We start from the raw sequence: 21,788 nt of genomic DNA, 5'->3' as shown, positions 1-21,788 counted from the left end.
TTACTAGAGAGACTCCTATTCCGATTTCCTTCCTTCGATCATCAGAAAATGAAGTCAGCGTTGGATCGGAAAACGGTATTGATTACTGGAGCGAGCTCAGGAATCGGGCAGGCGTTCGCTTTTTTACTAGCGGAGACAACCGCGCATCTGATTCTCGTTGCCCGTAGAGAATCAGACATGAACGCCATGAAGTCTGAAATCGAAAAGGGGTCAGCCACGGTGACCGTGTTCCTGGCAGATCTTCGAATTGAAGAGGAACGGAATGGTTTGTTGGCGTATCTCCATCAACTACCGGACGGATTGGATGTTCTCGTCAGCAATGCTGGAATCTCCATCAATCGTCCCATCACTGAGTCACTCGATCGATACCATGACTTCACTCGGACGATGGCAATCAATTATTTTGCTCCCGTACAATTGATTTTGTCGCTCATTCCGGTGCTCGAAAAGAAGAACGGGCAGATCGTCAATGTGTCGACCATCAATGTGTTACTTCATCCTTTTCCTCACTGGGCAGCCTATCAGGCATCAAAAGCCGCGTTCGATACGTGGTTTCGCTCCGCGGGTCCGGAACTCACAATCAAAAATATATCCACGACGACTCTATATCTACCGCTAGTAAAAACTCCGATGATCAAACCGACGCTGGCTTATCAGCATTCACCTGCCATGTCACCGGTACATGTGGCAGAATTAATCGGACATGCCTTGTATACGAAAGGAACAGTATATAAGCCGTGGTGGTTGTTCCTCGGTCAAGTAGCATCACTTGTTTTCAGAAGACCGATAGACTGGATGGTCCCTGCATTCCTTAAGAGAAAGGAGCGTGACAATAAGAATGGTTAAGTTATTGAAAGTCTTGTCGCAGCTCCAGTTTCTATCACCATCGAATCTAGGCCGTCTGTTCGTCGCAATCCGTCAAAATGGAATCAACTTGATGCTTCTTTTTACATTGACTGAAAGAGCAGGGAGTCAAAAAACGGCTTTAGTGGATAGCCGAGAAACAGTGACGTATCTAGAGCTAAAGTCACGCTGTGAACACCTCGCTTATCATTTCGCTAATCAGTATGGGGTTAAAAAGGGACAAAAAGTTGCGTTTCTCTGTCACAACCACTCGTCTTTCGTACAAGGGATGTTTGCGGCTTCACGACTCGGTGCAGACATCTACATGCTTCATTCATCGATGAGTCAACTGCAGTTCAACCGACTCGTAGAAGAACAATCATTCGATTTTTTGATTTACGATGATGAGTTTAAAGACTTAATTGAAAACTCGTCTTACGAACGTTCGACACTTGTCAGCTATCATGAGGAAAAGGTATCAATCAATAGTTTATCGGATTCGAAGCGACATAAAAAAGGAAGGCTTCCGGCCGCCTCGAGCGGGAAGATCGTGCTGTTGACCGGCGGTACTACCGGAAAACCGAAACAAGTGACTCATAAACCATCCCTCTTTCACTTTCTGGCTCCATTCGCAGCTCTAATGAACCGATTGCAGTTGCCGTCATTCAACACTGCCTATATTGCCACCCCGATTTACCATGGCTACGGCATCGCCATCCTTTTATCTTTTCTAGCCCTAGGGAAACAGGTCGTCATTCAAGAGAGCTTTGATGTGCAGAGAGCCTGTGACCTCATTCGGCGACACAAGGTAGAAGTGGTCACGGTCGTCCCGCTCATGATCCACAAAATGTTACGACACAATCCAACATCACTTCATTCTCTCGCTTGTATCGCGTCCGGTGGTGCGAAGCTTCATCCCGTTTTAGTTCGTGAAGTCCATAACGAGTTGGGGAGCGTCTTATACAATCTCTATGGGACGTCGGAAGCGGGCTTGAATCTGATCGCCACACCAGAAGATTTACATTATGATGCGAACACGCTCGGGAGAAGGATTCCGGGAGGGGACTTAAAGGTAGTGAAAGATGGAGCGGAAGTCGAGCCAGGGGCCATCGGGGAATTTTGCATACGAAATAAGTGGTCCATGCAAAGCAGGAAGAACCGCTGGATTCAAACGGGTGATGTCGGATACCGGGATGAGAACGGCTATTATTTTTTGTGTGGACGAACAGACGACTTGATCATCTCGGCAGGAAACAATATTTATCCTGGGGAAGTCGAGACGGTTTTGCGCGACCATCCGAATGTCGAGGACGCCGCCGTCGTCGGGATAGAGGATGTGTACGCCGGTCACATCTTGAAAGCATACGTACAGTTATATGATGAAAAATTGACAGAAGAAGAACTGGTGAGCTGGTTGCGCGAACGACTGACAACTTATCAGCTTCCACGAGAAATCGTGTTTGTGAAGGAGTTGCCTTATACAGCGGTTGGAAAATTGGATAGGAAACAACTTGAGGTGATCAAGTATGTTGAAGTGTGGAACTATAAGTAGCATATAAAGGAATGAAGAGACATACATAGTTTATTAGGGAGCACATTTTTCTAAAGCCTACTTATGAATACGAAGGGTTGCTTGTTGTAGTCTAATGAAATCAGCTTCTTTCAGTAATGAAGGACTGAACTATGTTTTCGAAAAGACTAAAGTGTCTCTTCGTTCTGATTCATTGTCATAATGCAAAATATAATGTAAGTCGCCAAAAACTGGAGTATCCTCAATAAAGTCATTAACGGAAAAGCCCAATTGCTTTGCCTCCTCACTAACTAAGAACTGTATTATTCATTTTGAATAGAACTTAAACAACCTAAAGAAGTGATTTGGTCATATTTATTGAAATTGACAGATGAGTAAACTATTCTTCTTAGACTCAAATAAAAAACCATCTACTTTGTTAAAGTAGATGGAAAAAATCAATATTACGTGGAGTCGATATCGATATGATTATTCGTTATAGTACGATTTAATTGGTGGAGATATAGTTTCGTTTTTAGAAAAACGATGAACGAAAATCCGAACAACAAGTAGAGTGGTGACCGGTACGCGAGCATACCGAGTGCTTTGAACAACAAGAGCGCGAGCGCGACAATATAGCCGTATCGTATGATGCTGAATAACGCCAACTTCAAGGCATCCATCGTCTTCATATCGTAGTGCGTCAAAATCGGAAATAGGAATAACGACAGGGAGATGAAGACAAATCCAATCACGAACAGACCTGCGAAGAGAATCGTCTGCCCTGTATGGATTTGCCGAATGAGTAAAAAGTCGATCAATAAGACGAATACAAACAATGTCCAGGCTATACCGAGCTTATAATGACGGCGCACTCCTTCATTAAAGAAGCGGAAGTAGGCGCGGAACACGCTGTAATCTTGGTTGATCGACCATTGCCTTGTGACGGCATGTAAAGCGTACAAGGCCGGGAACAACGTGATGACAGGCAGAATGCTCAGTAAGAAGACCACGTTCAGTTGCACCAGGCTGGTGACAAATTCGAGCGCTTGGAATAGCTTGTTGTGTTCATGTTTTAAATTCATGAGGACCTCCAAGAAGTTAGCAGAGAATCAGCCTAATTTAGATTCGAGACGGTTATAGGGTGCAGTCGAGTTGCGGACGATCAATTCGGGTTCATACGTATGTGACGGTGGCATCTCTTTTTTCTCGACGGCCGCGATAATCCACTCGGCTGCGGCACGCCCCAATTCTTGCTTCGGGTGGATGATCGAAGTCAGTTTAACCTCTGTCGCGACGGCAAGCACCGAGTCGTCATATCCGACGAGTGAGACGTCTTGCGGGACAGAGAGGCGTAGATTTCTCAACTGGTCCAACACGTTAAGGGCGAGTTGGTCGTTATAACAGACAATTGCACTCGGCCGTTCGTCCGCGTTCTCAAACACTTGATGAATCACGTCATAAAAAGAGGGCACAAGTTCTTCTGTCGTATACGTTATAATTAATTCTGGCTCTAGGGGGAGATTGTATTCCCGGAACGCGCGTATAAAGCCGCGCATCCGATGGACCCCTTGAAGGTCATCTGTTTTGAAAAGTCCCATGATGCGCTCATGGCCAAGTTTGATGAGATGTTCGGCAGCCAAGAACCCACCCTTCTCGTCATCCATGATCAAATAAGGGGGCGTCAACTGCGAATAGTATTGGTTAATCATCAAATAAGGCGTATGCTGTTGTTCGAGTTCTAAATAATATTTGATGTTTGGATTATAGCTACTGCTCTTCGTCGGCTCGACGATTAACCCATCAATTTGACGATCTAACATCATCTCGAGGCATTGCCGTTCTTTCTCGACGTTGTTATCCGTACAAGATAAGGTCAATGTATATCCTTTTGAAGCCAAATGAGATTCAATCCCCCGGATGATAGACGGGAAGATATAATCAGACATGTAGGTCGTGATGACACCGATGTTTTTACCGTTGCCTAAACGTTCAATCGCCTGGGGAGCCGAGGTCGGAAGGACCGGGGAGCAATACGTGCCCGAGCCTTGTTCACGGTAAAGATAACCTTCGTTCACTAGTTCTCCTACAGCTTGTCGAATCGTATGACGGCTCACTCCAAATGATTGGACCAATTCATTTTCAGAAGGAATTTTTTCACCTGGTCTTACCGTTCCATCTTTTATCCATTCAAGAATATGATCTTTAACCATATTGTACTTTGTGCGTTGTGCCATCTGGCGTCCCTGCTTTCTCTCGTGTACGTCGAACAACTCATACGTACAAGATATGATCTTACATATATATTAACAAACAAATGTCCTGTTTACTATGAATAAGCAAAAATAGCACCTGAATTTTCTATGAATATGTACGGATGAAATATAAAAATACATAAAAATCAAATTGACATGTCCGAACGTGTGTAATAGACTCAAATTGTACAGAAAACGCTTTCATTGCTAATTAAATTGGTTTCTTGGCTAGTGAATGTATAGTGTCGTGTGGGCTTCATTATACAGCTTGCTTTTTTATTTAATTCAACATGTACGTACATCTTCGTCATCTTTTGCACATGAATATATACTGATGGAGGAATTCACAATGAATCGTAAATCGAAAAAAATGTTTGCGTTAACGATGTCAGCCCTGATGACAACTTCTTTGGCGCTCGCCGGCTGTTCGGGAGACGAGGCAGGCGCTGACGGGAAAGTTGAATTGACATTTATGTTCCGTGGAAATCCACAAGAGTTAAAAGCCTACCAAGCGACGGTGAAACGTTTTGAAGAAGCCAACAAAGACGTGAAAGTAACGATGGTCCAGACAGCCCCGGATCAGTACGATACAAAACTCAAATCGGCCATCGCAGGTCGCAAAATCCCAGACGTCTTCTTCTATAATCCTGCCCAAGTGAAAGCATACGTAAATTCGGGCGTGCTACTCGATATCACTGAAGCGGTTGAAACTTCAGAAGACGTCAAGTTGGACGACATTTGGGAGAAGGGTGTCGACAAATATCGTTTCGATGGGAAGACGCTCGGAGAAGGCGCGATTTACGGACTACCGAAAGACTTAGGTCCGTTCGCACTCGGCTACAACAAGACGATGTTCGAAGATGCGGGCATCCCGCTACCGGATAAAGACAAACCATATACATGGGATGAGTTCGTGGACGTAGCCAAACAGTTGACGAAAGACACGAACGGTGACGGGAAGATGGATCAGTACGGCACTGGCTTCAACGTAAACTGGGCCCTTCAACCGTTCGTCTGGAGTAATGGAGCGGACTGGATCAATGAAGATGGTACGAAAGTGACAATCGATGATCCGAAGTTCATCGAAGCGTTGCAATTCTTCGTCGATCAACAGTTGAAACACGGGATCACACCGTCAATCGGCGAAACACAGACGCTCGACACGTACCAACGTTGGCTGAAAGGTCAGCTCGCCTTCTTCCCAGTCGGACCGTGGGATATGGCAGCATTTAAAGAACAGTTGAAATTCGAGTACGACTTACTTCCATGGCCAGCCGGTTCAACCGGTAAAGCGTCAGGATGGGTGGGGTCACTCGGGATCGGCGTCGGGGCGACGACGAAACATAAAGAAGAAGCGGCAGAGTTGGCGATGTACTTGTCTGCGGACCAAGAAGGGCAACAAGCGCTCGTAGACGCGCAAGTCCAATTGCCGAACAGTATGGAAATCGCAGACAACTGGGCAGCTGATACGTCAATCAAACCAGATAACAAACAAGAGTTCCTTGATTTAATCAACGATTATGGCCGCGGGTTCCCGGCTGAGAAAACATACACGGCAGAATGGTACGACGAGTTCTTCAAAAACATCCAGCCTGTCCTAGACGGTAAAACGTCGGTCGAAGACTATGTGAAGACGGCGCAGCCGAAGATGCAGAAATTGCTCGATGCGGCGATCGAACAAGAGAAACAGGCGAATTGATCAGAGAGTCGAAACGGGGTGGCGATGTTCGCCACCTGCGTCTCTGACGTTGAAAGGATGGAAGGATAATGAAGACAAAATCGATTTCCAAGTTATATCGAACTGAACAGCGGTACGCCTACCTGTTCGTTGCGGCACCGGTCATTGGGTTCTTCCTCTTCGCGTTCGTACCGTTGATGTATTCTGTTTACGGCGCTTTCACGAATTGGAACGGCCTCGGTCAAATGAAATTTATCGGGTTTGAGAACTTCGTTAACTTGTTCCAAGATGAATATTTTTATAAATCAATGTACAACACGCTCTTTATGATGATTGGGATCCCAATCGGAATCGTTCTCGCGCTTCTGCTTGCCCTCGCGTTGAATCGAAAGATTTTTGGGACGGACACGTTCCGCGTGATTTACTACATTCCCGTCATCTCGTCGATTGCCGCCGTCTCGATTTTGTGGCAATGGGCGTATAACGGGGACTACGGATTGGTCAACCAATTCCTGGCTTTGATCGGGATCGACGGGCCGAACTGGCTCCAAAACACCGATACCGTCAAACCCGCGCTCATCCTCATGGCGATTTGGAAAGGGCTCGGCTACACGATGCTCCTTTACTTGGCGGCGCTCCAAAGTGTCCCGAAATCATTTTATGAGGCAGCGAAACTCGATGGAGCCAACGCGTGGCAAAGCTTTTGGCATATCACGCTCCCGATGGTCAAACCGGTCACGTTCTTCATCATCGTGACGAACATCATCGGAGGAGCGCAAATCTTCACGGAAATCAACGTCATGACACCAACCGGGGGTCCTGAGTACTCGTCTGCCTCTGCGGTCTTCTACATTTGGCAAAAATCGTTCGGGAACTTCCAACTCGGTTACGCTTCGGCGATGGCGCTCGTCCTCGGGCTCTTCATTTTCATCGTCACGTTGCTCCAATTCCGGATGAATGAAAAATCATCGTTCGATCTTGATTGAGCGATTCGTGTATAGGAAAGGAGAATGACCATGCAATTAGCTCTCTCACGGAAAAAAGAGAACGTGGAAACGATGTCGGTGAAGAAGAAGGACCGAATCACGGATTTCTTCATCTTTATCTTCCTGTCCATCGGAGCGGTCGTCATGATCGCGCCGCTGCTCTGGATGGTATCGACGTCGCTAAAATCAAAAGAGGATGTGTTCGCGCTCCCTCCGGTATGGATCCCGACCGATATTTCGTTTAGCAAGTACACGGAAATTTGGAGCATGGGCCCGCTGTTGTCCGGGATATCGAACAGTTTGATCGTCGCGTTATCCGTCACAATCGTCGGAACGTTCACGTCGAGCTTGGCGGCGTTCGCCTTCGCGAAGTTGAACTTCAGAGGCAAGAATAAAATCTTCCTGCTCTTGTTCGCTTCTGTCATGATCCCTTACCCGGTGCTCATGATTCCCCAGTTCATGATGTTCTCGAGCATCGGCTGGGTGGATACGCTGTTACCGTTGATCGTGCCTGGACTGTTCGGGAATATTTTCATGATTTTCTTCTTGCGCCAATTTTTGAACAGCATCCCGAACTCGATTATCGAGGCGGCCAAGATTGATGGCTGCTCGTACTTCCAAATCTTCTATAAGATTATCTTCCCATTGATCAAGCCGGCCGTGGCCGCGCAATTGATTCTTTGGTTCATGGCAATCTGGAACGACTACCTCGGGCCGATTCTGTATTTGAACTCGCCGGAGAAACAGACGCTTCAACTTGTCATCGCGAACTTTAACGCATCTTATGCAATTCAAAGTGATTATCCGTTAATCATGGCCGCGTCCGTCGTGGCGTTACTCCCGATGTTAATCGTCTTCATGATCTTCCAAAAACAGATCATCGAGTCGATTGCGATTTCTGGTGTGAAGGGCTGAGGTGTGACAAGACAGAGGCACCCGTCTTTTTTAGGCGGGTGCCTTTTTGATGGAGGAAGGAGATTGACATGAAAAAAATAATGGTCTGGATGGCGTTGCTCATTGTCGCGGTCGGAGGTGTTTTCTTCTGGCAGACGACGAGTGCATCAATCGATGAGTCGGTACTCCCGAAAGCGCCGTTTGATCAAAAGGTGGAAGATGTGACGCCAGACGTGCTCAACAAAGAGAGCGAGTGGACGACGAACTTTACGCATGACGGGGCAATCTTTAAAGATGGTGACACGTACTACGTTTTCTCGACGGATTACATGGTGGGTGGTCCTCCGACGCCCGGTATTCAAATTCGTAAATCGACCGATCTCATTCACTGGGAGTTCGTCGGCCGTGTGTTCGATCAAGTGTCTGAAGAGGCGTTCGCTTGGGCCGGTGGGAATACGTTCTGGGCCCCGGCGATCACAAAAATCGGAGATCGGTTCCACTTGTACTATTCCGTATCAGGGGTCGGGAGCCGCACGTCGTACATCGGGCTAGCGACCGCGTCAACGATCGAAGGGCCTTGGGAAGACGAGGGCGCCGTCGTGACGTCGAAAGACGGGGACGGGGGTGTCGCCAATGCGATTGACCCTCATGTGACGCAAGATGCGTCAGGCAAATGGTGGATGGCGTATGGGTCGTACTTTGGTGGGATCTTTTTGACGGAGATTGATCCAGGCACTGGGAAGCGAGTGGACGAATCGTCAGAGGGAACGTTGCTCGCCAAACGGAAAGACATGTCGATGGGCATCGAAGGACCGGAAATCTTGTATAACGATGAGACAGGTTATTACTACTTGATGGTGTCGTATGGTTGGTTAGAAGATACGTACAACGTCCGGATCGGTCGCTCGAAGTCAATCGTGGGACCGTACGTCGACTCGCGTGGTCGCGACTTACGGGACGAATCGGATGAGTCATTTGATACGGGCGTGAAAATCGTGGGTTCGTATCGTTTCGAAGGAGATGACGGATACGTCGGGACCGGGCATTCGGCATTTTTACAAGACGGGACTGACACATTCGTGTTGCATCAGGCGCGACCGAGTGAAGACATCTATTGGTCACAGTTGCACGTCCGAAAAGTGTATTGGACGAAAGACGGTTGGCCGGTCGTCTCGCCCGAGCGCTATGCAGGTGAAGGAGACGTCGAGGTCGACGACGCCCATCTGGTCGGGGACTGGGACGTCATCACGTTCCCGCGATTCGACGATGGACAGCAAGCCTCGAGCACGTTGACGTTGGAACGAGGCGGGAAGCTCGAAAACGGGGACGGGTCTTGGCGATTGAACGGCTCGGTCCTCGAGGTCGAAGTCGGACAAGAGACGTATGAGACGCAAGTCGGTGCGGCTTGGGATTGGGAGAATTGGCAACCGACGATCATCTTCACAGGTCTGAGCGAGGACGGCACCGCCGTATGGGGCAAAAAACGATAAAAGGAGAAACGGAAACATGCAAAAAATGAACGGTCCGAAACGAGAAGAACGTTATCTGCTAGAGCGATTGACGAACGAAACGATGTGGGGCACGCACAACGCCCACGATCCCGCCTCGATCAAAGTCGGGGACTGGTATTACGTGTTCTCGACGGATGCAGCCCACGGGCATCAAATCAACGGGGGGATTCAAGTGCGCCGCTCAAAGGATTTGATCCATTGGGAATACGTCGGCTTGGCGTTTGAAGAACTTCCGCACGAGGCTGTGGAATGGACGGGGGCGCCGGGGCTTTGGGCACCGGAAGTTGTGTTCATGGGTGGTCGTTACGTCATGTACTATGCGGCTTCACAGTTCGGGCAGACGCAGTCCTATATCGGTGTCGCCAGTGCGGAAACGATAGACGGACCGTGGCAGGATCACGGGCTCGTCGTGAAGAGCGAGGCTGGGACGTCAGGACCGAACGCGATCGATCCGAATATTACGTTCGATGCGCATGGAGAACCTTGGCTCGTCTACGGTAGCTTCTTCGGTGGGCTGTACGTGTTCCCGATCGATCCGGAGACCGGGAAGAAACGTCCGGGGAGTGAGGAGACGTTGATTGCGAAACGTCACCAAAGCGTTGAAGGGGCAATCGAGGGACCGTATATCGTCTATCGGGAGGCGGATCGCCATTATTACTTGTTCGTCTCGTACGACTCCCTATTCAAGGACTATCACATCCGTGTGGCCCGCTCGACTTCGATCACCGGACCGTACGTCGATTTTGATGGGAACGTCATGACCGACCTCGAAATCGACTCCCAACAAGTCGGCATGAAGATTTTAGGGGGCTATCGGTTCGGGGCTGGGGAAGGTTGGGTCGGTCCCGGTCATAACTCCGTCTTGCATGACGGGGACAAGGATTATCTCGTCCATCACGTCAGAGGTGAGCAGGACCCGCACTGGCACGAACTGCATATCCGCAAAATTATCTGGACGGAATCGGGCTGGCCGCTCGTATCTCCGCAACGATATGCCGGGGAAGAAGAACGGCCCATCGAGATGGAGGAACTCGTCGGGGAGTGGGAGTGGATCTACATGGACCGGACGAAACATGACGTCCTGCCTTCAAGTAAGATTCAACTTCTAGCGGACGGGACTTTCGTGACAGAGTATGGCGAACGAGGCCGTTATGAGAAGCTGACGGATACGACCATCAAACTCTACAGTCCTGAAAGGATCACTTGGCATATGTTACCGGGCTGGGACTGGGAGAATTGGCGAGAGACGCTCGTGTTCGCGGGATTGTCTGACCGAGGGCACGTTTTTATCGGCAAACGACTGTAAATATCCGTACAACTTATCGCAGTCTCTTTAAAGATGAATGTCACAGTTTTTTCAGAACTGACGCAAAAATGTTCAGATAAAATGTTGAAAACAGTTGATTAATTTAAAATAGTTGATACAATCAAGGTATAAGTTATACGTACAACTTGATTGTATATTTTTGTTTTCTGTACGAATCAGACATGTTATTTGAATAGTTGTACGGATGAAAATACAAGAGTGCCCACACACTTTATTTTTTTCATCCTATATGTAAGCGCATTCTTTTGGAGGTAGGGTGATGAATATGGCCAACTATACAATCGGCGTCGACTACGGGACGCAATCAGGACGTGCGGTCCTCGTCGACGTAGCGACAGGTCGAGAAGTGGCGACCGCGGTCAAACCGTACACACATGGCGTCATGGATGAATATTTACCGGACGGAGTGACCCGTCTCGAGCATGATTGGGCACTCCAACATCCGCAAGACTATTTAGAAGTATTAGAACTTACGATCCCGGCCGTCGTGAAAGAGGCGGGGATCATGCCGGACCAAGTTGTTGGACTCGGCATCGATTTCACAGCCTGCACGATCTTACCGATTGACGAACACTTGAACCCGCTTTGTTTCCATGAGGAGCATCAACAAAACCCGCACAGCTACGTGAAGCTTTGGAAGCACCACGCCGCGCAAGACGAGGCGGACGAGTTGAACCGCATCGCAGCGGAGCGGGGCGAAGACTTCTTGAAACGCTATGGCGGGAAAATCTCATCGGAGTGGATGATCCCGAAAGTGTGGCAAATCCTGAACGAAGCACCAGCGATCTATGAAGCGGCGGACCAGATTCTAGAAGCGACGGATTGGGTCGTCTCCCAGATGACAGGTCGCGTCGTTCGGAACAGTTGCACAGCTGGATATAAAGCCATTTGGCATAAACAAGACGGCTACCCGTCAAACGAGTTCTTTAAAGCGCTCGATCCGCGGCTAGAGAACGTTGTCGAAGAGAAACTAACGCGCGACATCGCACCAATCGGGTCCAAGGCGGGTGAACTGACAGAGGCGTTCGCCGCGCGAATCGGACTCCTTCCAGGCACGGCCGTCGCGGTCGCGAACGTCGACGCCCACGTGGCGGTACCGGCTGTCGGAATCGCCGAACCGGGCAAGATGCTGATGGTCATGGGCACATCGACGTGCCATATCCTACTCGGTAAAGACGAACAAGTCGTCCCAGGCATGTGCGGTGTCGTCGAAGACGGTGTCATCCCAGGATTGATGGGCTATGAAGCTGGCCAATCGTGTGTCGGGGACCATTTTGAATGGTTCACCGAGACGTGTGTCCCAGGACATTACGTCGAAGAGGCCGCCTTGAAAGGTATCGGCATCCATCAGTTGTTGACGGAGAAAGCAGCCCGTCAACGTGTCGGGGAGAGCGGTCTCATCGCCCTCGACTGGTGGAACGGGAACCGATCGACGCTCGTCGATACGAATTTGACGGGTGCCCTACTCGGAGCGACATTGCTCACGAAACCAGAAGACATTTACCGGGCGTTGATTGAAGCGACGGCGTATGGGACACGGACGATTGTGGAAGCGTTCCGGAACAGCGGTGTTCCTGTGCATGAAGTATATGCAGCCGGCGGAATCGCCGAGAAGAACGCCCTCATGATGCAAATCTATGCGGACGTGTTGAACATGGAAATCAAAATCTCCGCCTCCTCGCAAACGCCTGCCCTCGGGTCGGCCATGTTCGGGGCGGTGGCGGCCGGTGCGGAGCGAGGCGGTTACGCCACGATCACGGAAGCGGCAGCGAAGATGGGCCGTGTCAAAGAAGAGACGTACAAGCCGATTCCGGAAAACGTCGCGACGTATGATGCTCTGTTCGCCGAATACACGAAACTATACGACTACTTCGGTCGCGGTGAAAACGATGTGATGAAACGCTTGAAAAAAATCAAAGCCGAAGCATCACGCGTGAAGGAGGAACCGGTATGGTAAGCCGTCATTTGAAGGAAGCCGTGCTCGAAGCGAACTTGGCCCTCCCGCAACACGGCTTGGTCACCTTCACATGGGGCAACGTCAGTGGCATCGACCGGAACGCCGGATTGGTCGTCATCAAGCCGAGCGGTGTCCCTTACGAACGATTGACCGTGGAAGACATGGTCGTCGTCGATTTGGAAGGTAACGTCGTCGAAGGCGAGCTTCGCCCCTCATCAGACACACCGACCCATCTCGCGCTCTATCGGTCTCTCCCTGAGATTGGCGGGGTCGTGCATACCCATTCGCCATGGGCGACGAGCTGGGCACAGGCGAAGCGGGCGATCCCGGCGTTCGGAACGACACACGCCGATTACTTTTATGGCGAGATTCCGTGCACTCGAGAATTGACAGACGAAGAGATCGCAACGGCGTATGAGCTCGAGACCGGCCACGTCATTTTAGAGACGCTTGACGAGTTAATGCTCGAAGCAGTCGCCGTACCGGGCGTGCTCGTGGCCAATCACGCACCGTTCTGCTGGGGCAAAGACGCGAATGAGGCGGTCCACAATGCGGTCGTCCTCGAGGAAGTCGCGAAGATGGGACTTCACGCCTTGAACTTGAACCCTGGCCTGACACCGATTAAACAGAGCATCTTAGATAAACACTATTTGCGAAAACATGGGGCGAACGCATACTACGGCCAAAAATGACCGGAACTTCGCCCTCACATTAGGGGGACTTTGGATGTTGACAGCAAAAACATATGAATTTTGGTTCGTGACAGGAAGCCAAATGCTTTACGGCGAAGACGTGCTTCGTCAAGTGGAGGATCATTCAAAAGAGATGGTGGCTGGACTTGATGCGGCCGACGTCTTCAGCGACCGGATCGTCTTCAAGGGAGTCGTCAAAAATGCAGAAGAGATCCGTCAGATGATGCTTCAGGCGAATGCGGACGACTCATGTGCGGGCGTGATCACCTGGATGCACACGTTTTCGCCATCGAAGATGTGGATCAGTGGCATGCGCGTCCTACAAAAACCGTTGCTCCATTTCGGTACACAGTTCAATCGCGACATCCCTTGGGATGCGATCGATATGGACTTCATGAACTTGAACCAATCGGCGCACGGCGACCGGGAACACGGATTTATCACGAGCCGGATGAACGTCAAACGCAAAGTGCTTGTCGGGCACTGGGAAGACGAGACGACACGCGGCAAGATGGCGAGCTGGATGAAAGTCGCTCATGCGTTGGCCGAAAGCAAAGTGTTAAAAGTGGCTCGTTTCGGTGACAACATGCGCAACGTCGCCGTGACGGAAGGCGATAAAGTCGAAGCGCAGATTCGCCTCGGTTGGACGGTGGACGGATATGGTGTCGGTGATCTTGTCGCATATATGGACGCCGTGACCGACACAGATCTCGATGCGCTGATGGACGAATACGCGTCTCGTTACGAACTGACGAATAAAGGGATGGCGGAAGAGGAGTTCCTTGATTCGGTCCGTTACCAAGGCCAGATTGAACTCGGTATGAAAGCCTTCCTCGAGGCAGGAGGATATACCGCCTTCACGACGACGTTTGAAGACTTGCACGGCATGAAGCAGTTACCGGGTCTCGCCGTCCAACGCTTGATGGAGCAAGGCTATGGCTTTGCCGGAGAAGGTGACTGGAAAACGGCAGCATTGGTCCGTCTCATGAAAATCATGTCGAACAACGAGCGGACCTCGTTCATGGAAGATTACACGTACCACTTCGAGCCGGGCAACGAGATGGTGCTCGGCGCTCACATGTTGGAGATTTGTCCGACGATTGCGGCCGATCAACCAAGAATCGAAGTCCATCCGCTCGGTATCGGCGACCGGGAAGCACCGGCCCGGATCGTCTTTGAAGGACAGAGCGGCAAGGCGTTGAACGCGAGTATCATCGATCTCGGCCATCGCTTCCGTCTCCTCGTCAACACGGTCGAAGGCATTCAGCCGGAAGAGGCGATGCCGAACTTGCCGGTCGCACGCGTTCTTTGGAAAACAGAACCTTCGATGGCGCAAGCGGTCGAAAACTGGATTCAAGCCGGTGGGGCGCACCACACCTGCTATTCGTATGAAGTGACGACCGACCAACTACGGGACTTCGCGGAAATGCTCGACGTTGAAATCGCTGTCATCGATGCCAAGACGGAGACGGTCCAATTTAACAACGAACTACGTTGGAATGAACTTTACTATCGACCATAATCTAAAGGGCCACTTCGTTGGCCCTTCTTCATGGAGGAGATACAATGAACAACCAACTCATCAAACCGACGCACGTGACGACAGGGACGACACAGCTCATCGTCAATGCCGACTTAACCAAAGGGACGATCAGCAAGCACATTTATGGTCATTTCGCCGAGCATTTAGGTCGTTGTATTTATGAAGGGCTCTGGGTCGGTCCTGAGTCGCCGATTCCAAACACGGATGGCATTCGCAACGATGTGCTCGCCGCCTTGAAGAAATTGAACATCCCGGTCCTCCGTTGGCCGGGCGGCTGTTTTGCCGACGAGTACCACTGGAAGGACGGGGTCGGTCCGAACGAGAACCGAAAACGGATGGTCAACACGCATTGGGGCGGGGTCGTCGAAAACAACCACTTCGGTACGCATGAATTCATGCGCCTCTGTGAGCTGCTCGAGTGTGAACCGTACATCTGTGGGAACGTCGGAAGCGGAACGGTGCAAGAAATGTCGGAATGGGTGGAGTACATGACGTTCGGTGGCGAGTCACCGATGTCGAACTGGCGACAAGAGAACGGCCGGACCGAGCCGTGGGAACTCACGTACTTTGGCGTCGGGAATGAGAACTGGGGCTGCGGCGGTAACATGCGCCCTGAATATTACGCGGACCTGTATCGCCGCTACCAGACGTACGTCCGCAACTACGACGGCAATAAACTCTATAAAATCGCCGGTGGGGCGAACATTGACGACTATAAATGGACAGAGGTCCTGATGCGGGAAGCAGGGACGATGATGGACGGGCTCAGCCTCCATTACTACACGATCCCAGGTGACTTCTGGTTGGGCAAAGGCTCGGCTCTCGATTTCACGGAGGACGAATGGTTCATCACGTTGAAGCGCGCCCTCCATATGGACGAGTTGATCACGAAACACGGCCAGATCATGGACCAGTATGACCCAGAAAAACGTGTCGGCTTGATCGTCGACGAGTGGGGCACGTGGTTCGATGTGGAGCCGGGGACGAACCCAGGTTTCTTGTATCAACAAAACTCGATTCGGGATGCACTCGTGGCTGCGGTCCACTTCAACATCTTCCATAACCATAACGACCGCGTTCATATGGCGAACATCGCTCAAATGGTCAACGTGTTGCAGGCGATGATTTTGACAGAAGGAGACCGATTCATCCTCACGCCGACATACCATGTGTTCGAGATGTACAGCGTCCACCAAGACGCCGAACGCGTCGAACTCGCCGCGCACACACGTAACTATGTGGCCAAAGATGAAGCCATCCCGGCCGTGAACGCCACCGCTTCGCGAAATGCGGAAGGTGTGCTCCACATCAGCCTCTGCCAACTCGACCACGAGCAAGGCGATACGGTCGAAATCGATTTACGGGGAATCGGCGCCATCTCTGTCGTGTCGGCCCGGATTTTAACGGCAGACCATTTGAACGCCCACAATACGTTCGAACAACCTGACCTCGTCTCACCACGGGACCATGACGTGACCGTCACGGAAGACGGCAAGCTCGTCCTCGACGTGCCAGCGATGAGCGTCATCACCATCGCGGTCCGCTGAGATGACAGTGGCGAAGACGCGGCGATGTCGGACCTGTCCACCGCAAACGACAGATCATGACTGGCTGTTGACCATCGATGCGGAAGTCATGGAGCAGGTGTCGGATACGGAATATGAGGCACGCCTCACCCATTGCGCGGCTTGCCCGTTCCAGCAACAAGATACTTGCTTGAAATGTGGGTGTTACGTCTCGTATCGGGCACGACTCGCGACGAAGCACTGCCCAGTGAACGTTTGGTAAAAAGGAGTGGATGTCATGAAGCGGCAACTAGAAACAGCGATTGACGAGTCGACAATTACGCTCGAGAACGATGTGTATCGATTGAACATATTGACTTACGGAGCGACGTTGCAAGAATTTTCGATTCAGGATGACGGCTGGAAAAATATCGTCTTGTCGTACGACACAGTCGAGGCGTACATGCAGGACACGTATTATTTGGGTGCGACGATCGGACGGGTCGCCGGACGGATCGACCAGAGTACGTTCGACCTGGATGGCGTGACGTATCACGTGCCTGCGAATGAAGGTGTCCATCACCTTCATGGCGGAAAAGGGTTGAACCGTCGCGTCTGGACGGTCGAACAGAGGACGTCCGACCGTGTGACGCTTCATTGCGTCAGTCCGGACGGAGAGAACGGATATCCCGGGACACTCGATGTCCGCGCCACGTTCGAACTGGCCGACCACGGCGTCACCATCACATACGAGGCGACCTCTGATCAAGATACGGTGTGTGATTTGACGAACCATACGTATTTCAACTTGAGCGGAGGTGAGCGGGACATCTTGAACCATGAGCTTACGTTGTCCGCCGACACGTTCGCTGAGCTGCGGGATGATTTGATTCCGACGGGTCGCTTGCTTGAAGTCGATCAGACAGCGTTTGATTTCCGGTCTGGTCGTGTCTTGGCGGACGGTCTCGAGTCAACCCATCCACAAAACGAATTGGTCAACGGCTATGACCATCCGTTCGTCTTCGCGGAGCGACGGGAAGCGAGACTATATGAGCGAGAGTCACAGCGAGAGTTGACGATCTCGACGACGGCCCCGGCCATCATCCTCTATTCTGGCAATCAGATGAACGAGACGACTTCATTGCGTGAAGGGACGTCGAGACGTCACTACGGCGTCTGTCTGGAACCGCAACACCTCCCTGATGCGTTTCACCACGAAACGTTCCCGTCGATTCGCTTGAAGGCGGGAGACACGTACCGTTGGCAAACGACGTACCGCGTCGAGACAGGAGTCAGCCGATGAACCTCGAACAGATTAACGAACACGTTCAAGCTTGTGATTGCGGGAACCCCCATCACGCGATCACGATTGAACGGATGGTCGCGTCCGAACACGTCTGGGTCGAATTGGCTGCGTTCGTCCACGAAAAAGAGTGGAACCGTCTCCTCGTCGTCGCCGACATGAATACCGAGCGCGTCGGGTTTCTCCCGCTACGAGAAGCCTTGATTGATATCGGAGTTGATGTGTCGCTCGTCTCGCTTCAAGCGGATGAGCAAGGCGACGTGTTGGCGGAGGAGCGCTCGGTCGTACAAGTATTGCTTCAACAAGATAAAACCGTCGACGCGCTCATTGCGCTAGGTGCCGGCACGATTCATGACGTCACCCGGTTCTGTGCGGCCAAAACGAAAGTACCGTTCATCTCGGTGCCGACCGCGCCGTCAGTGGACGGCTTCACGTCAAAAGGGGCGCCTCTCATTGTGAGAGGCAAGAAAATCACGTACCAGCTTGTTTCTCCGATTGCGGTGTTCGTCCCGAGTCAGGTGATTCGGAAGGCGCCGGACGCGTTGATCGCGGCCGGGGTCGGCAATATGCTCGGGAAATACACGTCTTTGTTGGACTGGCGGTTCGGAGCATTTGACGGCGGTGAACCGTTTTGTCCGGGCGCCGCATCACTGACGGAACAGGCGTTACAATCGTGTGTGGACGCCTTGCCTGCCATCTATAAACGAGACGCGGACGGATTGGATCAACTGATGGAGTCGTTACTATTGTCCGGAGTCGCCATGTTGATTTTCGGTCATTCGCATCCAGCTTCCGGGGGTGAGCATCACTTGTCCCACTATTGGGAGATGGACTTCATCGCCAACCATCGTCCGGCGGTCCTCCATGGAACGAAAGTCGCCATCGCCACGATGGAACTCATCGATTCCTATAAAACAATGATGCTTGAATGGTCCGACACGCCGGGCGCGCTACGGGCGTGGGCCGAGCAGATGCCGACGCGGCAAGAGTTCGAACACATCTTCCACGCGTTACAGGCACCGCTGCGGCCGGACGAGATCGGGGTCTCCTCGCTCCTGTTGGCGAGTAGCAAGAGAGAGGCGTACCGTTTGAGAGAACGACACACACTGTTAAAACATATGAGTTTGAACCGAACAGAATCTGAGATAGGGGAGCGTTCTTTATGAGAGAGACGATCACGAATCCGCTAGTGGAACAACGAGCGGACCCATGGATCATGCGCCATACAGATGGCTATTATTACTTCACGGCCTCGTTGCCGGACTTCACGGGCATCCCGCTCCGTCGGGCGAAGACGCTCGCGGCTTTGACCGAGGCGGAAGAACGAGTCGTCTGGACCAAACGTGAGACGGGCATCATGAGTGCGAACATCTGGGCCCCGGAATTACATCATATCCAAGGGAAATGGTACCTCTATTTCGCGGCCGCGCGAGAAGATCACGTCTTCGATCATCGGATGTATGTGCTCGAGAACAGCTCGGCGAATCCGCTCGAAGGGGAATGGGTCGAAAAAGGACAGGTCCGGACTTGGTGCGAATCGTTCGCGCTTGATGCGACGACGTTCGAGCACGAGGGGCGCCTTTATTATGTGTGGGCCCAAAAAGACCCGGCCATCGATGGTAACTCGAACCTCTACATCTCGGAGATGGAGAATCCGTGGACGCTCACAGGGCAACAGACGATGATTGCGACGCCGGAGTATGACTGGGAGAAGATTGGGTTCCTCGTGAACGAGGGCCCGGCCGTCTTGAAACGGAAAGGCCACATCTACATCACGTTCTCTGCGAGTGCGACGGACCATCACTACTGCATGGGCCTTCTGCGCGCTACGGTGACGAGCGATTTATTGGACGCGGCGAGTTGGACGAAGCATCCCGAACCGGTCTTTGGAACCGATGAAGCGGCGAGTCAGTATGGACCGGGCCACAACAGTTTTACGACATTAGAAGACGGGACAGACATACTCGTCTACCACGCCCGCAACTATAAAGAAATTGTCGGGGACCCGCTTTGGGACCCGAATCGACATACGCGTGTCCAACCGTTCATTTGGGATGAAGCCGGTCCTGTGTTCGGCCGACCGATACGTGACGAGGAGGTAGTAAGATGAACCAAGTAGAGGATCGACATTTGATTTTAGAACAGCGGGCCGACCCATGGGTCTACTTGCATACGGATGGCTATTACTACTTCACGGCGTCGGTGCCTGAGTATGACTTGATTGAGTTACGCCGCGCCAAGTCGCTTCAAGCGCTTCGGACGGCGGAGCCGGTGATCGCATGGGTCAAACACGAGACAGGCCCGATGAGCGACTTGATTTGGGCTCCTGAACTGCATTACATTCACGGCAAGTGGTACCTCTATTTTGCGGCCGCGAAGTCGCGGGGCATCGTCAACGGTCTGTTCGACCACCGCATGTTCGTATTGGAGAACGAATCGGCAAATCCGCTCGAAGGGGAATGGGCCGAAAAAGGCCAAATTCAGACCGAGTGGGATTCATTCGCACTCGATGCAACCGTGTTTGATCATAAAGGGACTCACTATTTGGTGTGGGCTCAAAAAGATCCGGCCATCGAGGGGAACTCTAATTTATACATCGCCGAACTCGAAAACCCATGGACGATCAAATTGCCGCAAGTCATGCTGACGAAGCCTGAGTATGACTGGGAGACACGTGGTTTCCTCGTCAATGAGGGGGCGGCTGTATTGAAGCGAAACGGCCACATCTTCATCACGTATTCGGCGAGTGCGACCGATGAGAATTACTGCATGGGTATGTTGTGCGCCTCGGAGAACGCTGATGTGTTAAACCCGGCATCGTGGTCGAAATCGTTCCGGCCGGTGTTCCAGACGAATGCCGACGTGAATCAATTCGGACCGGGTCACAATAGCTTTACCGTGAACGAGAAGGGAGAGGATGTCCTAATTTACCATGCTCGGACGTATACGGAAATCGAAGGGGATCCCCTCTACGATCCGAACCGTCATACACGCGCACAAGTGTTCACGTGGAATGAAGAAGGGCGCCCGGAATTCGGGAAGCCGCTCTAATCAGCAACAGATGCTCACACGTTATAGGCCCCTTCTTTGATGTTATTCGCTGAATCCACTCTAACCCTAAATCAATGCGTACATTGTGCATAGTCACCAAAAATTTATGGATAGTAGACTATCGTCGTATCGCTTTGTATTGATGGAGAGTGGTTAGTGGAAACCTATCTCAACATGAGGAAAGCACCTGGTCAAGAACCGGATGCTGTACGAAATCGAAGAAGTCGTGACAGAGGAGCAAGCAGAGATTGATGGGGTGTTCGCTATTTCCTTTGTGAGCGTAAAGAGAGATAGAACTTCAATGATCGATTAGTGGATTATATTTTGTTGCTTAGTAAATTCACTTCGAAAATAAGTTGATATTTCCTCTCAATTGCCCATGAGACCGGTAATTGTTTATCGCTTAACGAAATCAATTTCTCGAATAATTGGTTGATACTTAGCGTTGAACCATAGGAGACTGAATATGTTTTTTACTTCTTGTAACATACTGAATGATGTCACCTTGGTCTCATTAGATTATTTTTTGTATACAATACATTTAGTTTCTATATTCAGATTAATTGGATGAGAGCTTTTTTGGGAGTTCAAACATTGAATGGAACTTGTAGTGTAAGAAGGGATACATTTCGTCGTCGAAATGTATCCCTTCTTACACTTTTTCATTAACCAAGGTGCCTCCATACGAAAATAGCAATCGAATTATCAAGTTGATTGTAGGAACTCAGCAACA

Annotated in this window: 18 protein-coding genes; 16 read left to right on the top strand and 2 right to left on the bottom strand. The window is 51.0% G+C overall.

Features of this window, described 5'->3' with window-relative positions; translation table 11 throughout:
* Positions 1–60: 60 nt before the first annotated feature.
* Both KNO68_RS04670 and KNO68_RS04665 read left to right on the top strand, forming a co-directional pair.
* Complete coding sequence (locus tag KNO68_RS04670) at positions 61–846, top strand: SDR family NAD(P)-dependent oxidoreductase (protein WP_251024849.1); 786 nt, start codon at positions 61–63, stop codon at positions 844–846.
* Positions 839–2,395 carry an AMP-binding protein gene (locus KNO68_RS04665; protein WP_214684146.1) on the top strand — a complete coding sequence of 519 codons (1,557 nt, stop codon included), beginning with the start codon at positions 839–841 and terminating at the stop codon, positions 2,393–2,395. Before KNO68_RS04670 ends, KNO68_RS04665 begins: the two co-directional genes overlap by 8 nt.
* 422 nt (positions 2,396–2,817) lie before the next feature.
* On the opposite strand, the gene KNO68_RS04660 is transcribed toward KNO68_RS04665, so the two are convergent.
* The gene (locus tag KNO68_RS04660) at positions 2,818–3,438 is read right to left on the bottom strand and encodes a YesL family protein (RefSeq protein WP_215112149.1); all 621 of its coding nucleotides are present in this window, start codon (positions 3,436–3,438) and stop codon (positions 2,818–2,820) included.
* Between the two features lie 27 nt (positions 3,439–3,465).
* Positions 3,466–4,590 carry a GntR family transcriptional regulator gene (locus tag KNO68_RS04655; RefSeq protein ID WP_031423568.1) on the bottom strand — a complete coding sequence of 375 codons (1,125 nt, stop codon included), beginning with the start codon at positions 4,588–4,590 and terminating at the stop codon, positions 3,466–3,468.
* 367 nt (positions 4,591–4,957) lie between these two features.
* Between KNO68_RS04655 and KNO68_RS04650 the strand changes: the two genes are divergently transcribed.
* The 14 genes from KNO68_RS04650 (at position 4,958) to KNO68_RS04585 (ending at position 21,055) form a co-directional block, all read left to right on the top strand.
* A complete protein-coding gene (locus tag KNO68_RS04650; protein ID WP_215112148.1) occupies positions 4,958–6,307 on the top strand; it encodes an ABC transporter substrate-binding protein in 1,350 nt (449 codons plus the stop codon).
* Positions 6,308–6,375: 68 nt separating this feature from the next.
* On the top strand, positions 6,376–7,272 hold the full coding sequence (locus tag KNO68_RS04645) for a carbohydrate ABC transporter permease (protein WP_021066211.1): 897 nt from the start codon (positions 6,376–6,378) through the stop codon (positions 7,270–7,272).
* A 72-nt stretch (positions 7,273–7,344) separates the two neighbouring features.
* Positions 7,345–8,187 carry a carbohydrate ABC transporter permease gene (locus KNO68_RS04640; protein WP_031200025.1) on the top strand — a complete coding sequence of 281 codons (843 nt, stop codon included), beginning with the start codon at positions 7,345–7,347 and terminating at the stop codon, positions 8,185–8,187.
* A gap of 68 nt (positions 8,188–8,255) precedes the next feature.
* Positions 8,256–9,656, top strand: a complete 1,401-nt coding sequence (locus KNO68_RS04635) for an arabinan endo-1,5-alpha-L-arabinosidase (RefSeq protein WP_215112147.1) — start codon at positions 8,256–8,258, stop codon at positions 9,654–9,656.
* 16 nt (positions 9,657–9,672) lie between these two features.
* Positions 9,673–10,983 carry an arabinan endo-1,5-alpha-L-arabinosidase gene (locus KNO68_RS04630; protein ID WP_214684153.1) on the top strand — a complete coding sequence of 437 codons (1,311 nt, stop codon included), beginning with the start codon at positions 9,673–9,675 and terminating at the stop codon, positions 10,981–10,983.
* 280 nt (positions 10,984–11,263) lie between these two features.
* Positions 11,264–12,961, top strand: a complete 1,698-nt coding sequence (gene araB, locus KNO68_RS04625) for a ribulokinase (protein WP_214684154.1) — start codon at positions 11,264–11,266, stop codon at positions 12,959–12,961.
* Complete coding sequence (araD, locus tag KNO68_RS04620; protein WP_031423581.1) at positions 12,955–13,653, top strand: L-ribulose-5-phosphate 4-epimerase; 699 nt, start codon at positions 12,955–12,957, stop codon at positions 13,651–13,653. The genes araB and araD overlap by 7 nt, the downstream gene beginning before the upstream one ends.
* Positions 13,654–13,687: 34 nt before the next feature.
* Positions 13,688–15,175, top strand: a complete 1,488-nt coding sequence (gene araA, locus KNO68_RS04615) for an L-arabinose isomerase (protein ID WP_214684155.1) — start codon at positions 13,688–13,690, stop codon at positions 15,173–15,175.
* Positions 15,176–15,219: 44 nt separating this feature from the next.
* Entirely contained in the window at positions 15,220–16,743 is a 1,524-nt protein-coding gene (locus tag KNO68_RS04610) for an alpha-N-arabinofuranosidase (protein ID WP_214684156.1), read from the top strand.
* Between the two features lies 1 nt (position 16,744).
* On the top strand, positions 16,745–16,984 hold the full coding sequence (locus tag KNO68_RS04605; RefSeq protein WP_143404767.1) for a DUF6171 family protein: 240 nt from the start codon (positions 16,745–16,747) through the stop codon (positions 16,982–16,984).
* 15 nt (positions 16,985–16,999) lie between these two features.
* On the top strand, positions 17,000–18,004 hold the full coding sequence (locus tag KNO68_RS04600; RefSeq protein ID WP_214684157.1) for an aldose epimerase family protein: 1,005 nt from the start codon (positions 17,000–17,002) through the stop codon (positions 18,002–18,004).
* Entirely contained in the window at positions 18,001–19,170 is a 1,170-nt protein-coding gene (locus KNO68_RS04595; RefSeq protein WP_215112146.1) for a sn-glycerol-1-phosphate dehydrogenase, read from the top strand. The genes KNO68_RS04600 and KNO68_RS04595 overlap by 4 nt, the downstream gene beginning before the upstream one ends.
* Complete coding sequence (locus KNO68_RS04590; protein ID WP_214684161.1) at positions 19,167–20,114, top strand: glycoside hydrolase family 43 protein; 948 nt, start codon at positions 19,167–19,169, stop codon at positions 20,112–20,114. Before KNO68_RS04595 ends, KNO68_RS04590 begins: the two co-directional genes overlap by 4 nt.
* Positions 20,111–21,055 (top strand): glycoside hydrolase family 43 protein, encoded by a 945-nt coding sequence (locus KNO68_RS04585; protein ID WP_215112145.1) that lies wholly within the window; start codon positions 20,111–20,113, stop codon positions 21,053–21,055. Before KNO68_RS04590 ends, KNO68_RS04585 begins: the two co-directional genes overlap by 4 nt.
* Positions 21,056–21,788: the final 733 nt, after the last annotated feature.

This window comes from Exiguobacterium sp. s75 (assembly GCF_018617145.1).
Classification (GTDB): Bacteria; Bacillota; Bacilli; order Exiguobacteriales; family Exiguobacteriaceae; genus Exiguobacterium; species Exiguobacterium profundum.
This window is presented reverse-complemented; position numbering and strand designations above follow the sequence as displayed.

Bases quoted from the DNA above. Each gene is read 5' to 3' on its own strand.
- KNO68_RS04665 (WP_214684146.1), top strand. From the start codon at position 839: ATGGTTAAGTTATTGAAAGTCTTGTCGCAGCTCCAGTTTCTATCACCA.
- KNO68_RS04660 (WP_215112149.1), bottom strand. From the start codon at position 3,438: ATGAATTTAAAACATGAACACAACAAGCTATTCCAAGCGCTCGAATTT.
- KNO68_RS04655 (WP_031423568.1), bottom strand. From the start codon at position 4,590: ATGGCACAACGCACAAAGTACAATATGGTTAAAGATCATATTCTTGAA.
- KNO68_RS04650 (WP_215112148.1), top strand. From the start codon at position 4,958: ATGAATCGTAAATCGAAAAAAATGTTTGCGTTAACGATGTCAGCCCTG.
- KNO68_RS04645 (WP_021066211.1), top strand. From the start codon at position 6,376: ATGAAGACAAAATCGATTTCCAAGTTATATCGAACTGAACAGCGGTAC.
- KNO68_RS04640 (WP_031200025.1), top strand. From the start codon at position 7,345: ATGTCGGTGAAGAAGAAGGACCGAATCACGGATTTCTTCATCTTTATC.
- KNO68_RS04635 (WP_215112147.1), top strand. From the start codon at position 8,256: ATGAAAAAAATAATGGTCTGGATGGCGTTGCTCATTGTCGCGGTCGGA.
- KNO68_RS04630 (WP_214684153.1), top strand. From the start codon at position 9,673: ATGCAAAAAATGAACGGTCCGAAACGAGAAGAACGTTATCTGCTAGAG.
- araB (WP_214684154.1), top strand. From the start codon at position 11,264: ATGAATATGGCCAACTATACAATCGGCGTCGACTACGGGACGCAATCA.
- araD (WP_031423581.1), top strand. From the start codon at position 12,955: ATGGTAAGCCGTCATTTGAAGGAAGCCGTGCTCGAAGCGAACTTGGCC.
- araA (WP_214684155.1), top strand. From the start codon at position 13,688: ATGTTGACAGCAAAAACATATGAATTTTGGTTCGTGACAGGAAGCCAA.
- KNO68_RS04610 (WP_214684156.1), top strand. From the start codon at position 15,220: ATGAACAACCAACTCATCAAACCGACGCACGTGACGACAGGGACGACA.
- KNO68_RS04605 (WP_143404767.1), top strand. From the start codon at position 16,745: ATGACAGTGGCGAAGACGCGGCGATGTCGGACCTGTCCACCGCAAACG.
- KNO68_RS04600 (WP_214684157.1), top strand. From the start codon at position 17,000: ATGAAGCGGCAACTAGAAACAGCGATTGACGAGTCGACAATTACGCTC.
- KNO68_RS04595 (WP_215112146.1), top strand. From the start codon at position 18,001: ATGAACCTCGAACAGATTAACGAACACGTTCAAGCTTGTGATTGCGGG.
- KNO68_RS04590 (WP_214684161.1), top strand. From the start codon at position 19,167: ATGAGAGAGACGATCACGAATCCGCTAGTGGAACAACGAGCGGACCCA.
- KNO68_RS04585 (WP_215112145.1), top strand. From the start codon at position 20,111: ATGAACCAAGTAGAGGATCGACATTTGATTTTAGAACAGCGGGCCGAC.